Source organism: Rhizobium sp. Pop5, from assembly GCF_024721175.1.
Taxonomy (GTDB): Bacteria; Pseudomonadota; Alphaproteobacteria; order Rhizobiales; family Rhizobiaceae; genus Rhizobium.
Map to the genome: position 1 here is coordinate 837,437 of NZ_CP099402.1, position 13,954 is coordinate 851,390.

Genomic DNA, 13,954 nt, shown 5'->3' on the forward strand with positions numbered 1-13,954 from the left:
AGCTCACCTCATATTCCCGCTCGCCCTCGGCATTGGCGCCGAGAGAAACGGAATGAGCATGAGCAAAAACGACATTTCATCACGCCATTTTCAACGAAAGATATCCGAATTCTGCGAGTTGCGTATCGCGCCGATCGCATCCAGGCGGGTACTGGAGAATATTCGGCCCTATCTCATCAGTTTGATTATCTACCGGAAACCACCCCCGCTCCTGAATGGTCATATCGACTGGACGGCGATAGGCCACGCCTGTGGTATCGAAGCTGAGCTGACGGTAGAACTGAAAAAGCAGCTCCGACCGGGCTTGGACGCAATCATCCGATGGCTCGACCGACCACCAGCAGTCGAAGAACAACGGCCACCGAAGCCGAGGGCTCGCCCGGAAAAAATGGCGCCGGCCAGAAAGGCAGCGTCCGTCCCCTCAACCAGAAAGCCTCAACGTGCGACGGCCGACGGCACCTTTGCCCCGTCTGCATCTGCGCCACGTGGGCCAGCTCCAAAACCGATTAGCCATTTCCCGGAACCACTGTTCGAAGCGACAGAAAATCCAGTGAGCTTTCAGGATGCACTGGTCTATCATATGCGTCGGTTCGGCGACACTTATTGGCAGCTTTACCGCGCCGTTCTTTATCTGAACGAGACCTTCGACAATAAGACGCTGCTATCCTGGATCCAGGGGGAGCGCGTGCCCCGATCTGTTGCCAGTTTCAATATCCTCCGCCGCATCGAGCGACGCTATCGACTTTCGGAGGGATATTTCAAAGAGAAGCTGCCGTATCAAGCGCGTTCGCTTTATGGTCACGATCTCGGCGACATCAGCCCGGCTGAGCGGCGAAGGATCTCAATGCATCTTCCGGATGATTTCAGCAGTTTGCCCTACTCCAGACGGGAAGAGATACTCGATTGGGTGCGCCGCGTCATAATTTCCGGCTCTACGGAATATCGCCGCTATCAGGCGGCAGCCAGTAAGCAGCGTTATGCCATCCGCTTTCCTGGCATCACTTATGGCAGCAGCTTCCGTTTCTCTCGATCGTTGGTCTCCGCGGCCGGCGCCAATCAGAATGTCGCGGCAGAACTTAATGATCCGGATCTGCTCTCCGGCGTTGTCGATGCGCCGCCGAGGCTTGCCATGGAAATGGCTGATCTCATCCGCTTCAAGACTTCGACGCTGACGGCGATTGGCTTTCAGCGAAATGGCGTCTGGGGTGAAGAAACGGCTTCCCAGAAGATTGAGCACCTCGGCTTGATGTTTGGTGCGCTGGCTGCCTCGCCAAACGGGGTCGTGAAGGGTTTCGGTGTGCCGGTCAGTCAGTTGAGCTTCGGCCTTCTCGTCTTCCCCGGTGTTTGGGACTGGTATCTGCAGTGGCGGGAACAGCGACGTGGCTTCTACACCAAGTGGGAAGAAGACATGCTGATGGTCGCCCAAGCCCTATCTCGCGCTGATGTCGGTTGGATCCGGCAGCATCCGGAGCTGCTTCGGAATGTCAGGCCCATCGCGGGTTTGATCGAGCAGGAAGAAATCGACTTCGCGGCTCGCGACTGGCATGGCGCCTGTGATGCGTTTCACCGGCATGCCGCTAACCGTTCCAAGGAGATCCAGCGAGTGATGCGCGTGCATCGCGATCCATTTGAACCGATCATGTGTGTACTTGAAGCGGACAGTCCGCTGGCGGAGTATCGCAAGATCACGGACGAGATCGTGAGACGTATGCCGGATGGAAACAGATATCCACGACCGGCCGCCGAGGCCGTTAGGTCATTCCTATTGCTTCGGCTTGGCCTGCACCTTGGGCTCAGACAAAAGAACCTCCGCCAACTTCGAGTATGCCCCCGTGGACACTATCCGACGTCAGAACGCCAGCTTGAGAACATGAAATGCGGTGAGCTGCGCTGGAGCGATCGCGACCATGGGTGGGAGGTCCTTATCCCGTCGGTCGCATTCAAAAACTCCGGTTCATCCTTCTTTGGACAGAAACCGTTTCGGCTGATCCTGCCGGACCTGCTCGACCTCTACGAATATCTCGATGCCTATATTGACCGTCATCGTGGGGTCCTCCTTGCAGGAGCCAAAGATCCCGGAACCCTGTTCGTCAAGACAGTGAAGAACACAAGCATCGACGCCGCTTACAACTCGACCACATTCTACGAGGCTTGGAGGACCGTCACCCAACGCTATGGAATTTATAACCCCTACACTGGGCGGGGTGCCATCAAGGGCTTGTTGCCGCATGGACCGCATAACCTGCGGGACATTCTCGCGACGCATATTTTGAAGCAGACCGGATCCTACGAGCAGGCGAGCTACGCAATTCAGGATACGCCCGATGTCGTTCAGCAGCACTACGGTCGCTTCCTACCGCAAGACAAGGCCGCACTGGCCGCCAAGATCCTCAATCAGGTTTGGGAAGCTGCAAAAATCGAATGAGATGCTCGGCTCGGATACTCAGTACATGTTGCATCTGGGCCGAGCGTCCTCGTCTCCGCCTTGAACCGATACGAACCAGCGACCCGACTATCCTCAGCATAGAAAAAAGCCTATCCCGTTGGCAAAGTATCTGGCCATTCCTGCGCACCGTGGAGAACGCGAAGAATTCGGACCGCTGTTTCATTAAATGAATACGCCGCGACGTAGGGCGTGCCGTTGATCACCAGTTCTCGGGTGCCAGCGATTCTGCCAACACGGCCGCTCGCTGGAAAATCTATCAACCGACGGACGGCAGCAGCGATCCGTTCGTCGACCAGAATGGCGGCTGACGGATTTTCTGCTTCTATGTATGTGAAGATGGCGTCGCGATCCGATAACACGAACGCAGACCAGGTGAGCTTCACGATTTGCGCGCGCCCGCGTTAAGGCGAGCGGCCGCTCTACGTTCAGCAAAATGGGTCTCGACTTCATCGTCCGAAACGTCCGGTCGCGTATCGTTCAGCGCTTCAAGTACCTTGGCGCGAAACCAAGCGTCATGGGCCTCGCTGCCTGAAAGAAGCTCCAGTGGCAGCGCACCCTCGTTGGCTGTCCGGGTGAGCAAGATACGAACCGCGTCCGATACCGTAAGCCCCATATTTCCAAGCACTGCGGAGGCACGATCCCGAATCTCGGCGTCAATACGAGTTTGTACCAGTGCATTTGCAGCCATTGCGATCTCCGACTTTCAGATGAGATGTTAATGCAAATGAATGACAAATGCCATAGCGCTGTTGAGCTGCCTTTGCCGGTTCTCGTTTCCTGTAGTTGCTCCTGAATGTGTCCGAACCGCCGAGCGTCATCTCAATCATGTGGCATATCGGGTATTTATGGAACTCTCACTGGTGTACTGTCAGGGAGAATCCAGTGCATCCTACGATGCCACTTGAAGAGGTACCTTGGCCGCCTCTAAAGCCAAGCGCACCTCAACAGGTGGCTCTTGGTCGGTAATGATAATTTCGAACTCCTCGACCGCGGCAAGGACATGAAGAGCGGTGTGATTGAAGCGCTTATGGTTCACGAGCAGGCATCGGCGCGCGGCGCTTGCGATCATCGCTCGTTTCGCGCGGACTACGTCGTCATCCATATGGTAGACGCGGGATCCGGAAACGGCTGGCGTTGAGATGAAGGCGATGTCTGCGCTGAGACGCGACAGTGTTTCTTCGGCGACGACGCCGAAAAACCCATTGAACTTCACCGAATAGCTTCCACCGACTGCGATGAGGTCGATCCCTGACTCCGTCTTGAGTCGATCGATGACCGCCGCATTGTTCGTGATCACCGTTAGCGGCCTCTTCTGCGGCAGCATTTCACCAAGCACGGACGCCATAGACCCGTCGTTGACCATTATCGTCATCCCGGGCTCGACGAGCTCAAGGGCGGCTTCGGCCATGCGGCGCTTGGCGTCGCCCTCCTGCTGCTGGCGAAACCGGAAATCGCTTTCGAAATGGCTTCCTGCCTCGATCGTTGCCCCACCACGGACTTTGCGAAGCATGCCCGCCGATTGACATCGCACCGCCTGACGCGCTGAACGGCAAGTAACCGAGCTCATCGAGGATGACGAGATCTGAGTGGACAAGCCGGTTGGCGATCTGTCCAGACCGTCCTTGCGCCTTCTCCTGTTCCAGCGCGTTGACCAGCTCAACGGTCGAGAAGAACCGGACCCGCTTGTGATGATGTTCGATGGCCTGGACACCGATGGCCGTGGCGATATGCGTCTTGCCCGTGCCGGGACCGCCGACGAGGACGATGTTGTTGGAGTTGCCGAGGAAGTCGCAGCGATGAAGCTGACGGACCAGCGCCTCGTTGATCTCACTGCTGGTGAAGTCGAAGCCGTTCAGATCACGATAGGCAGGAAAGCGGGCCGTCTTGAGCTGGTAGGCAGTCGATCGCACTTCACGTTCCGCGGTCTCGGCCTTGAGGAGCTGCGACAGGATGGGGATTGCCGCCTCGAACGCTGGCGATCCTTGCTCCGTGAGCTCGCTGACGGCTTGTGCCATGCCGTGCATCTTCAGTTGCCGCAGATTGCGCTTAATCATGTTGCAGTTCCTTCCTTGGAGTTGGTGTTCGACGGCCAGCATCATTAAGATGCGGATGAGACGCCGTGCTTCTCAGGATTGCGCGCCCCGAACTTCATTGCGATCCGACCTCACCCTCAGCGGTTCTCGCGGAGGTCGATCCTCATGGTCGCCGAGCGTGCCCGAGCGCTAATCATAGGCGCCAGATACCGGCTCTTGCCGTATTTTGCGCGATAGGCGTCGTCGATGCGGTCGTTGATCGGCCCGTCGATCGGCTCGAAGGCGACTTCCCGCGTCATGCCGGCGGCAATAATCCGGCCAGCTTTCTGATGAAGCGCGGCCTGGTACCAGCGCGACTTTTGGCCATGGTAGCCACGCACATAGAGACTACCATCAACCACGACTTCCCAGATCCATGTCGGGGTGCCGTAGGTCGCGCCATCCTCGCGAAATGGTGCGATTTCTTCAGATCGTCCGCCTGATCGATTTTCGCAAGCTCATCCTGTGACCAGTTCATGGCCATTCCTCATTAATTGTTCGCCAGTTAACAACCGCATTCGCTGGATAGAAACCCAGGGCCGCCGTGCAGACGGCCGACGCGGACTTGTTTTCGTCGGAGCATCAAACCGCAATAATTTCGGCGCTCCACTCTCGTCGTCACGAGCCCAGTTGAATATAGCGCGGTTGCCATCGCTCGATTAGGCATGGCAATTCGCATAGGCTTATGAACGTGGCTAATCAATCAAGGCTTTTCATACGGGACGGCCCTAATTGCCCCACGCTCTATTAACCAAATGAGACGAGGCGGAAGGCCACTCGAACTACCCGATGCTTGCCGTGCAATAATGCTGCGACGACGATTTCCCCCGATGCGTGGCGAACAATATAATCTCGAACGCGCACGCGTATGGACAAACGGCGTCCATGCGTATATACAGTCATTGTCATGACAACAAGGACGCCACATGCTCAGTATCCGAGATCAGGAAGTTCGTACCCTAGCGGAAACCGTTATGCGCAAACGTGGCGCCTCCAACCTGACTGCGGCTATCAAGCTGGCATTGCAGCACGAGATTGAGCGAGCTGACGAAGCTATGCCCTTGAAACAGCACGTCGCAGAGATTCGTGCGCGGGCACTTGCCAAGGCAAAGCTCCCACCTGCCCCACCCTTAACGAAAGAGGAGCGTGACGCACTCTGGGGTCAATGATGTTCATCGAGACCTCAGCCTTCGTCGCCATCCTTGCCGGAGAGCCGGAAGCTGATATCTACTTGGACGCGATCGACGGCGCCGCACGGCGTCAAACCGGCGCGCATGTCCGGCTTGAGGCGACCATCAATCTGGCGCGTATTCTTGGGCTAGAAGTCCTTGATGCCCAAGAGATGTTCGAGGCTTTTCTTCAAGCGGCCAAAATTACCGTGGTTCCAATCACCGATGCCATCGCCCGGCGCGCGGTGGAAGCCTTTGCCGTTTACGGCAAGGGAAAGGGCCATCCCGCCCAACTCAACTTCGCCGACTGCCTGTCCTATGCTTGCGCGGACACTCTCAAGATGCCGATCCTGTTCAAAGGGCGTGACTTTATAGAAACAGATCTTAAGAGCGCACTATCCAGCGAGAGCTGAGCCGCGGCGATCTCTCGATAGGTGGACCAGGACCGAGATGTCGAGGAGCTGCAGAGCGCCTATACGTCACTACCTTTTCAATCGAGGGGCGGAAATCTTTCACATCGAGGTGTCCCTCATGGATGTCAAATCAATCGGCTTTAGGAAGCGCCAGAATACATGTCGCCTTGAGATCCCATCAGGGGTGAGTAGCGGCCTGCACGGTGGCAGAGTGAGGTCGCTAGAAAACTCTCTGGAGGCCAACCATGCCGATGACAGCAGATCAATCTCAAGCGCAGACCATTACTCTCGTCGATCTTGGCGCAATTTTCGTCTCGTTGGAATTAAGCAAGTCAACATGGCTGGTGACGGCTCTGTCACCTGGCAGCAAGAAAATGTCCCGCCACACCGTCAGCGGAGGCGATATCGCCGGTTTGTTTGCATGCTTTGCAGCGCTTCGCCAGAAGGTCAAACGGCGAAAGAACACATTGTACCCATTGGTCGTGATCCAAGAGGTCGGGCTGGATGGCTGCTGGTTGGGACGAGTGCTGAGCAAGGAAGCTTGGATAGAGAGCCACATTGTAGAAGCCGCATCGATTGCCATGCCGCGCCGGCATCGCCGGGCAAAGACCGACCGCATCGACGGTGAGACGCTGATCCGCGCTTTGATTGAATGGAAACGTGGCGAGCCGCGTGCGTGCTCAATGGTCAGGCTTCTCACACCCGCGGAAGACGACAACCGACGGATTGGACGGGAGCGGAAAAATCTGATTGCCGAGCGCGTCTTCCACGTCAATCGCATAAAGGGACTACTCTTCACACAGGGAATTCGGGAATACGAACCTGTCAATCGAGATCTGAACCGATGTGGTCCCTGTTCTTCGAACTGCATCCCGGCCCCTGGCTAACCAGCCACACCAAGAGGCCTGACACACCACCGATAGAATTCCTTGTTCGCGGACGACCGTCAAAAATCTTCTTGCCAAACCGGGGGCATCCGCCTCATCAGTTCAGCTCGCCTATATGACCTTTCCGAAAGAACACCGGGCGAAGTCGCACTCGACGAATCCAATTGAGCGCCTCAACGGCTAAATCAAACGCCGGACGGAGGTCGTCGCGAGGCAAACGACGAGTGGACTGTCCAGCGTGGGAGATATCTGACGCTTGAGACAATGGCCCAAATGAGCGATGATCCGCAAATCAGCCTGCCCGCTGTGGCGCGTTGATATCCCTTCCGACCCGACGTCGGAAAGCACGGCAATCAGCCGTCAGCTACACCAACCCCCGGGACACGATCCAGATCGCCGCCAACGCTGGACCGCATGTCAGCCTTCGGACGGGCAAACTACGAGCGCGTCAGGGGCTGATTCGTTGAAACTTTGAATCCTGAATGCGACCTGATCCGTGCAACAGGGTCACGGGTGTTGTTCTGCGCGGTTCGGGTCCATGGGAGTCGCTTCATGCGTCCTTAAGAAAATGATGGCAGCTTTACTTCAAATTTGGGAGTGCATTCATGATACATGGTTTGATGTCGCGGGTTCGCATTCAGACGAAGGTGCTCGTGCTTTTGGCGCCATTCGTCATTAGCCTATGCGCAGTAGGATTGACGGGATACTACGCGTCGAGCCTTCTCGAAGGGCGGATGGAGATCTCCAACCATGTTTTGCAATCCCTGAATGGGTTCAAACATGTTTCTTCAAGCATGACAGGTTTTCTGATGAAGCCGTCGCAGGAAGCTCGTGATACTGCGCTTGCGGACGCCCAACAGCAATTGGCAAACCTGAACGAGACGATTGAGACTCTAAGGTCGACGACCGATGTGGAGCTTCTCGAACGGGCGCTTGATCAATCGCAAATCATTCCGCAAAAGATCGAAGCGATCTGGCAAATCGAAACGGGACAGCAGAAAATTCTCAGTGATGTGGACGCTGCTTCCGCGGCACTTCTTGACCTGCAAGGGGAGGTTGGCAAGCGCTCGTTCATGCTGATGGCCAGTGCGAAAAAGATGGAAAATGCCAACAAGAGCGGCCTGACTAATTCAGTCTCCATCATCGCGGCCGCCAGTGTTGCGACTAAATTTCGCAATGATTATACAAATGCTACAACGCCGCCTGACAAGCTTAGCCTTCTAGCCAAATATGCGCCCGATTTGCAGAACGCAAAGGAGCAGCTTTCGCCTGCGATAGGGACCGACAGACAAGCCCTCGCCACGCAGTATGCCGCTGCTGTAGATGCCATCGCCAACGCTTCGAAGGCGTCGCCGGACACTTTGGATGTCTCCACAACGGATGCCGCCGTCTCCAATCTTGCTGCGACTGGCGACAGTCTCAAGACGATTAGCGACGATCTGATGCGGGCCTCCGTACTCGCGCTTGCCGCGTCTGATAAGGATATCTCTCAGGCGACGAATGTCGGCAACGAACTGCGTGCTATCGTTAACAGCAATAACGAGATCCGCGTCGGCTTCGCCGAACTCGCCGGCAAACCAGACGACGCGCGCGTGAAAAAAGTGCAGCAATCGATCTACATGTATCAGACCGAGCTCGGCCGTCTCGCCGGCGTGGTCACCGACGATCCGGTTTTTGCCGAAATTCCGAAGAAGGCTCAACCCGTTCTCGATCTGCTTGCGGCGAACGCTGCGGCGCTCTCTGAAGGTGAGGCGCGCAAGCTGGCTGAGTTCGATAGCGCTGCGGGGCAGATCGACAACACTTGGAACCTGCTTGCGCAATTCGCCGACACGCAGAAGCAAAATGCTGGCCAGGATCGTCAACAAGCCAACAGGATATCTGGCGGCGCGATTGTGATCGGCATTCTGATTGCTATGATCGCGGGTGCCGCGCTGGTCGTTACCCTGAAGGGACCGATCACCCAGATTACCGCAGCGATGCGCAAGATCGCAGAGGGAAGGCTCGACACCGCAATCACCGGCGAGAAACGGGGCGACGAAATCGGGGAAATGGCCCGCGCGCTTTCCGTCTTCAGACAAAATGCGCTATCGAAGGTCGAAATGGAACAACAAGCCGAGACCGCGCGTAGTGACGCGGAATCCGAGCGCGCCCGCAACGAACTCGAGCGACGTAGCGCCAAGGTCCAGGTTGACGCCGCAATCGAGGCGCTCGCAGAAGGGCTCACGCGGCTGTCGCGCGGGGACTTGAATTTTGCGATCGATACGCCCTTTGCCCCCGAACTCGACCGGATCCGCATCGATTTCAACATGTCTGTGGCGGGTCTCAGAGAGACGCTCTGCGAGATCCGCGAGACGTCTTCCCTCATCAGCGACAATGGCCGCCAGATGGCGGAAGCCGTTGATGACCTGGCCAGCCGAACGGAGAAGCAGGCGGCTGCCCTTGAGGAAACCGCAGCGGCAGTGCAGGAGATTTCTTCCGCCGTCAACACCTCTTCAGGACGGGCAGCAGCAGCGCTTGCGCTTGTCCAACGCGCCAAACAGGGCGCGGACGCCTCGGCTTCAGTGGTCCGAAACGCGGTCTCGGCCATGGGGCGGATTGAGGACGCGTCGGGCAAGATCTTTCAGATTGTCAGCGCGATTGACTCCATTGCTTTCCAGACCAATCTCTTGGCCCTGAATGCGGGAGTCGAAGCGGCGAGAGCGGGTGAGGCCGGCAAGGGCTTTGCTGTCGTGGCGCAGGAAGTGCGGGAACTGGCGCAGCGATCGGCTCGCGCGGCCAAGGAAATCGGCGAACTCATCAACAATTCCGTCCGAGAGGTTGCGTCGGGCTCCGAATTCGTCGGCCGCACGGGCGATGCGCTGATGGAGATTTCTAGCGAGATCGTGCACATCGTTGGCCATATTGAACTGATCGCCTCCTCAAGCCACGAACAGGCAACAACACTCCAGTCAATCAACGCGTCGGTGAACGATATTGATCGTATGACGCAGCAAAATGCGGCGATGGTGGAAGAGACGAATGCTGCCACCCAACAGCTCTCGTCAGAGACGCTCGCACTTACTGACATGATCGCACGCTTTCGGCTTGAAGGCCGCGAGAGCCCGGCTTCAGCACGCTACGAGGCCGCGGCATGATGGCAGCATGCATTCGCAGAGCTGGTAACTTGATGTCATGAGCGCCTGCGGCAGCGCCGCCTGCTTCTCAGCCTCGGGATATTTCGGCGCTCGAGCCACGCTGCGAGCACGCACGTCGAGATGCTGCTCGTACTCACGGCACCAATTCTTCAGGGCGATCTTGGCGGGATAACCCAACTGCCGGATCGTCGCCTTAACCCGCTTGCCGAGCTTGAGATACAGCTCGACTGCGCGAAGTCTGTCTGCGTAGGAATACATGAACTACCTCCTGGTGGTCCAAGTTTTCGTCCGCACCCCCAATTCCCTAACGCAGGGTCAGTTCTCGGTGGAAATCAACACTTCGATTGACCGGTCTGAGCTTAGCAGCCGTTCGTATTCGACCTCGGGGGCGCCGTAGGAAGCGCCCGCAACATCAATCAGAATCTGACGGTTCAATATTCTGACGTTGCCGCGAGTCGATTTGATGGCCCGCATTCCTTCGAGGATGTGCAGTTGATCGGTCACACCCGAACGCCTGACCCCAAGCATCGAAGATAGAGTCTCGTGCGTTAGAGGCATGTCGTCCACGACAAGACGGTCATGACACATGAGTAGCCAGCGAGCCAATCGCTGGTGCAAGCTGTATCGTGCAGCCGCCAAGGCGGAATTAGCTAGCTGCAGCTCTCTGGTGTGAACGTAACGGAGAAAGATCAGGTGAGCTTCCGAGTTAGCAACGAGAGAGTGAAAGCGGCTGGTCGACAACACAAGACCATAGCCCGAGACCTGCATGAATATTTGGTTCGGCGTTCGGTCGGTGCCGAGCAAAACAGGGTATCCAGTCATACCTTCGTATCCGATCTGGCCGACTTCAGTACGTTTGCCGTCTGAACTCACAGCCACCATTGAGGCTAAGCCGCTCTCTATAAAGTAGACGCACTCGATCACCTTGTTGGCTTCAACCAACGGCCGCCCGAGGGGGAGCTCAACGTGTTTGAGATCAGATGCAATATGCTCAAACGCCTCCCCTGGAAGCAGGCGCAGCAATCTATTCGTGATCCCCGTTTGAGTGATCCTTGGCATAGCCTCGCCTCCTTGCCGGGCTACATCGAAGCTTCGCAAAACCCTCGAATTATCTCTCTTACACGTGTAAGAATCGACCGGACCACAAGATCTGTGCGTTTCCGCGCAGTTCGCTCGAAAGCCTTTAATATTTATAGGGATGCAGGCGGCATTGCGATATGTTTCAGATCGGCGACCGTGCGAAGTCGCTTTTCTGCCAGGAACTTAGGTGAATTATGGGTTTGGGTGATCAACAAATACCGGCCGCGGCGGCGGCTCGGCCTACTTATGACGCCGCGGCCTTTCTTGCGGCCATTATCGAATCGTCAGACGATGCCATTGTCAGCAAGAGCTTGTCCGGCGTCATCATGACGTGGAACAAAGGAGCGGAGCGAATATTCGGATATACCGCAGACGAGGTCATAGGTCAGCCTGTCACCATCATCATCCCGAAGGATCGCCTCGATGAAGAGCCGGCCATTCTTAGCCGCATTCAAGCCGGTGAACGCGTCGATCACTTTGAAACGGTAAGACGCTGCAAAGACGGCAAACTGATCGACATCTCTCTGACAATCTCCCCGATCAGGGACGCCAGCGGCGAAATTATCGGAGCGTCGAAGATCGCCCGTGACATCTCGGAGCTTAGACGGGCAGCCGAACATCGTGAGCTGCTCCTCAGGGAAATGCATCACCGGGTAAAAAACCTGTTCGCAATCATCTGCAGCATTATCACCCTCGCCGCCCGGACCGCGGCCACGCCCAGCGATCTCGCCTCCAGCACGATGGAAAGGCTCATGGCTCTGGCCCGCGCACATGAGATAACGTTGCCAAGTCTAACGGAACAGTCCGTTGTAGATCCGCCAGCCACGCTGTTTCAGCTTCTCTCGAACATTCTTGCGCCGTATGGCCAAGATGACGGCCGGCAATGGAGTCTCCATGGGAATGACCTCGATGTAGGCCGGGCGAAGATCACCAATCTCGCGCTGCTGCTTCACGAGCTTGCGACAAACTCGGCAAAGTACGGAGCGCTCTCTATCGACGGCGGAGCCGTCGAGATCGCAACAGCAGTCTCGTCCGACACCGTCGAGTTGGTTTGGCTTGAAACGAACGGACCCACGCAAGGAGATCCAATTCCGGCTTCTTCCGGCTTCGGAAGCATCCTGGAGCAACGAATAGCACGGAGCCTTAATATTGATATCGAGCGGTCATGGACGCCAGCAGGACTGTCCATTCGGCTTTCACTCCCGCGCCTCGCGATCATGTAGTTTGTCTGACTTGGCTTGCCGTGGCGCTGACTCTACTTTGCTCTTGAAAGGAGCAGAACGACCGACCGGCAATAGAGTCGCCGGCGGTAGCTACGTTTCATTCAGCAAGTTAAAAACGCTGATTTGGCGCGCGGGATGGCAAGCGCATCACTGTTCCCTACCTCCTCGAAATCGACTCACCGCCCACTGTTCCAGCCCTCGCGTTCGGTTTCGACAAGGGCATCCTGCAGTGCGTTGAGCAGCATATCAGCATTTTCGCGAGAGAAAGGGAGCGGTGGCCGAATTTTGAGAACATTACCATTCAGTCCGGAGGCACTTATCAACACACGCCGGTCACGAAGCTTGCTAACAACTTTCAGCGCGAGGGCGCTATCTGGCTCGCGGCTGTCCTGATTGCGAAGAAACTCCAATCCGAGAAACAAACCGCTGCCCCGTACATCTCCAATCGAAGCGAACGCCTCTTTCAGGCTCCTCATTCCTGCGCACAGGTAGTCCCCTGCCTTGCGCGCATTTTGCATAAGGTTTTCGTTCTCGATAACGTCAAGTACCGCCGAGGCAGCGGCCAAAGAAACGTTGCTGGCCCCAAATGTGTTGAAGTAACGTATATCGCGGCCGAAACACTCCTGGATGTCCGGCTTCACAATGGCTGCTGCGATTGGCATTCCGTTGCCCATCGGCTTGCCCACTACGACAATATCTGGGACGATTTCGTGACGTGCGAAACCCCACATGTTTGTACCTAGTCGCCCGAAACCGGGCTGCACCTCGTCAGCGATATAAAGCACGCCAGCTTTTTTCAGCACATCAACAACGGGTTTGAGGAAACCGGGCGGGTCGGCAAAAACGCCATCCGAGGAAAAGATGCTATCGGCGATAAAGGCGGCTGGCGTGATACCCCGGCGTCGCATGTGGCCGATCGCTTTAGCGACGTCGTCTGCCAATGCCGCGCCGACATCGCGACCATTGGCGCGATAGGTGTCGGGTGCCGGCACTGTCAGAACATGCTGGCCAAGGGGTACGCTGTTCCCAAGCAACGGCGAGATTTCCGCCGCCGAGGCCGTAACGCCATGATAGGCGTTCTCCGTAATGATAATACCGGTACCGCCTGTATAATGACGTGCCAACCGTAGTGCCAGATCGACCGCCTCGCTTCCGGTGCAGGTGTACATGACGCGGTCGAGTTCGGCCGGAAATGTCGCCAAAAGCCTTTCTGAGTAAGAGAGGATTTGCTCGTTCAGATAGCGTGTGTGGGTATTGAGTTGCGACGCTTGGTAACTTATTGCCTCCACTACGTGCGGGTGGCAATGACCGACCGACGGTACGTTATTATAGGCGTCGAGATAGGCTTCTCCGTCCGGTCCATATAGCCATACGCCTTTGGCCGTCGTGACATGGACTGGGTTTTCATAAAAGAGCCGATACGACGGTCCCAGTAACATCTGTCGCCGCTCGATCATCCTTCGCTCTCGTTCCGGCAGGCTGCAGAGCCGCGCCGAATCGAAACCGTTGACCATTGGTGCGCTCGGTTTG

The 13,954-nt window shown here is 56.6% G+C and carries 9 protein-coding genes and 6 pseudogenes; 7 read left to right on the plus strand and 8 right to left on the minus strand.

The window, feature by feature from the left end:
* The first annotated feature begins 52 nt into the window (after window positions 1-52).
* Entirely contained in the window at window positions 53-2,425 is a 2,373-nt protein-coding gene (locus NE852_RS32000; protein WP_037174289.1) for a hypothetical protein, read from the plus strand.
* 110 nt (window positions 2,426-2,535) lie between these two features.
* On the opposite strand, the gene NE852_RS32005 is transcribed toward NE852_RS32000, so the two are convergent.
* The 5 genes and pseudogenes from NE852_RS32005 to NE852_RS32025 form a co-directional block, all read right to left on the minus strand.
* A complete protein-coding gene (locus tag NE852_RS32005; protein ID WP_258157061.1) occupies window positions 2,536-2,829 on the minus strand; it encodes a type II toxin-antitoxin system RelE/ParE family toxin in 294 nt (97 codons plus the stop codon).
* Window positions 2,826-3,134: a type II toxin-antitoxin system RelB/DinJ family antitoxin gene (locus NE852_RS32010; protein WP_008537324.1), complete on the minus strand. Its 309-nt coding sequence runs from the start codon at window positions 3,132-3,134 to the stop codon at window positions 2,826-2,828. Before NE852_RS32010 ends, NE852_RS32005 begins: the two co-directional genes overlap by 4 nt.
* A gap of 201 nt (window positions 3,135-3,335) precedes the next feature.
* Window positions 3,336-3,968 (minus strand): annotated as a pseudogene (locus NE852_RS32015) (DeoR/GlpR family DNA-binding transcription regulator); the annotation flags it as partial.
* A gap of 1 nt (window position 3,969) precedes the next feature.
* Window positions 3,970-4,500: pseudogene (locus tag NE852_RS32020) on the minus strand (ATP-binding protein); the annotation flags it as partial.
* 116 nt (window positions 4,501-4,616) lie between these two features.
* Window positions 4,617-4,996, minus strand: a pseudogene (locus NE852_RS32025) (DUF2255 family protein).
* Window positions 4,997-5,492: 496 nt separating this feature from the next.
* On the opposite strand from NE852_RS32025, the gene NE852_RS32030 reads away from it, so the two are divergent.
* The 5 genes and pseudogenes from NE852_RS32030 to NE852_RS32050 all read left to right on the plus strand — a co-directional run bounded on the left by NE852_RS32030 (window position 5,493) and on the right by NE852_RS32050 (window position 10,121).
* Window positions 5,493-5,687 (plus strand): type II toxin-antitoxin system VapB family antitoxin, encoded by a 195-nt coding sequence (locus NE852_RS32030; RefSeq protein WP_008532923.1) that lies wholly within the window; start codon window positions 5,493-5,495, stop codon window positions 5,685-5,687.
* On the plus strand, window positions 5,684-6,100 hold the full coding sequence (locus tag NE852_RS32035) for a type II toxin-antitoxin system VapC family toxin (RefSeq protein WP_008532922.1): 417 nt from the start codon (window positions 5,684-5,686) through the stop codon (window positions 6,098-6,100). The genes NE852_RS32030 and NE852_RS32035 overlap by 4 nt, the downstream gene beginning before the upstream one ends.
* 251 nt (window positions 6,101-6,351) lie before the next feature.
* Window positions 6,352-6,936, plus strand: a pseudogene (locus NE852_RS32040) (IS110 family transposase); the annotation flags it as partial.
* 157 nt (window positions 6,937-7,093) lie between these two features.
* Window positions 7,094-7,305, plus strand: a pseudogene (locus NE852_RS32045) (transposase); the annotation flags it as partial.
* 287 nt (window positions 7,306-7,592) lie between these two features.
* On the plus strand, window positions 7,593-10,121 hold the full coding sequence (locus tag NE852_RS32050) for a methyl-accepting chemotaxis protein (protein WP_037174260.1): 2,529 nt from the start codon (window positions 7,593-7,595) through the stop codon (window positions 10,119-10,121).
* A gap of 51 nt (window positions 10,122-10,172) precedes the next feature.
* Here NE852_RS32050 and NE852_RS32055 read toward each other — a convergent pair.
* Both NE852_RS32055 and NE852_RS32060 read right to left on the minus strand, forming a co-directional pair.
* Window positions 10,173-10,379, minus strand: a pseudogene (locus NE852_RS32055) (IS3 family transposase); the annotation flags it as partial.
* A 57-nt stretch (window positions 10,380-10,436) separates the two neighbouring features.
* Entirely contained in the window at window positions 10,437-11,180 is a 744-nt protein-coding gene (locus NE852_RS32060) for a Crp/Fnr family transcriptional regulator (RefSeq protein ID WP_008532914.1), read from the minus strand.
* A gap of 215 nt (window positions 11,181-11,395) precedes the next feature.
* Between NE852_RS32060 and NE852_RS32065 the strand changes: the two genes are divergently transcribed.
* Complete coding sequence (locus NE852_RS32065) at window positions 11,396-12,424, plus strand: PAS domain S-box protein (protein ID WP_008532912.1); 1,029 nt, start codon at window positions 11,396-11,398, stop codon at window positions 12,422-12,424.
* A 176-nt stretch (window positions 12,425-12,600) separates the two neighbouring features.
* Here the strand turns inward: NE852_RS32065 and NE852_RS32070 are convergent, their stop codons facing one another.
* Entirely contained in the window at window positions 12,601-13,938 is a 1,338-nt protein-coding gene (locus NE852_RS32070; RefSeq protein WP_037174254.1) for an aspartate aminotransferase family protein, read from the minus strand.
* Window positions 13,939-13,954: the final 16 nt, after the last annotated feature.

Bases quoted from the DNA above. Each gene is read 5' to 3' on its own strand.
- NE852_RS32035 (WP_008532922.1), top strand. From the start codon at position 5,684: ATGATGTTCATCGAGACCTCAGCCTTCGTCGCCATCCTTGCCGGAGAG.
- NE852_RS32010 (WP_008537324.1), bottom strand. From the start codon at position 3,134: ATGGCTGCAAATGCACTGGTACAAACTCGTATTGACGCCGAGATTCGG.
- NE852_RS32060 (WP_008532914.1), bottom strand. From the start codon at position 11,180: ATGCCAAGGATCACTCAAACGGGGATCACGAATAGATTGCTGCGCCTG.
- NE852_RS32050 (WP_037174260.1), top strand. From the start codon at position 7,593: ATGATACATGGTTTGATGTCGCGGGTTCGCATTCAGACGAAGGTGCTC.
- NE852_RS32000 (WP_037174289.1), top strand. From the start codon at position 53: ATGAGCATGAGCAAAAACGACATTTCATCACGCCATTTTCAACGAAAG.
- NE852_RS32030 (WP_008532923.1), top strand. From the start codon at position 5,493: ATGCGCAAACGTGGCGCCTCCAACCTGACTGCGGCTATCAAGCTGGCA.
- NE852_RS32065 (WP_008532912.1), top strand. From the start codon at position 11,396: ATGGGTTTGGGTGATCAACAAATACCGGCCGCGGCGGCGGCTCGGCCT.
- NE852_RS32070 (WP_037174254.1), bottom strand. From the start codon at position 13,938: ATGGTCAACGGTTTCGATTCGGCGCGGCTCTGCAGCCTGCCGGAACGA.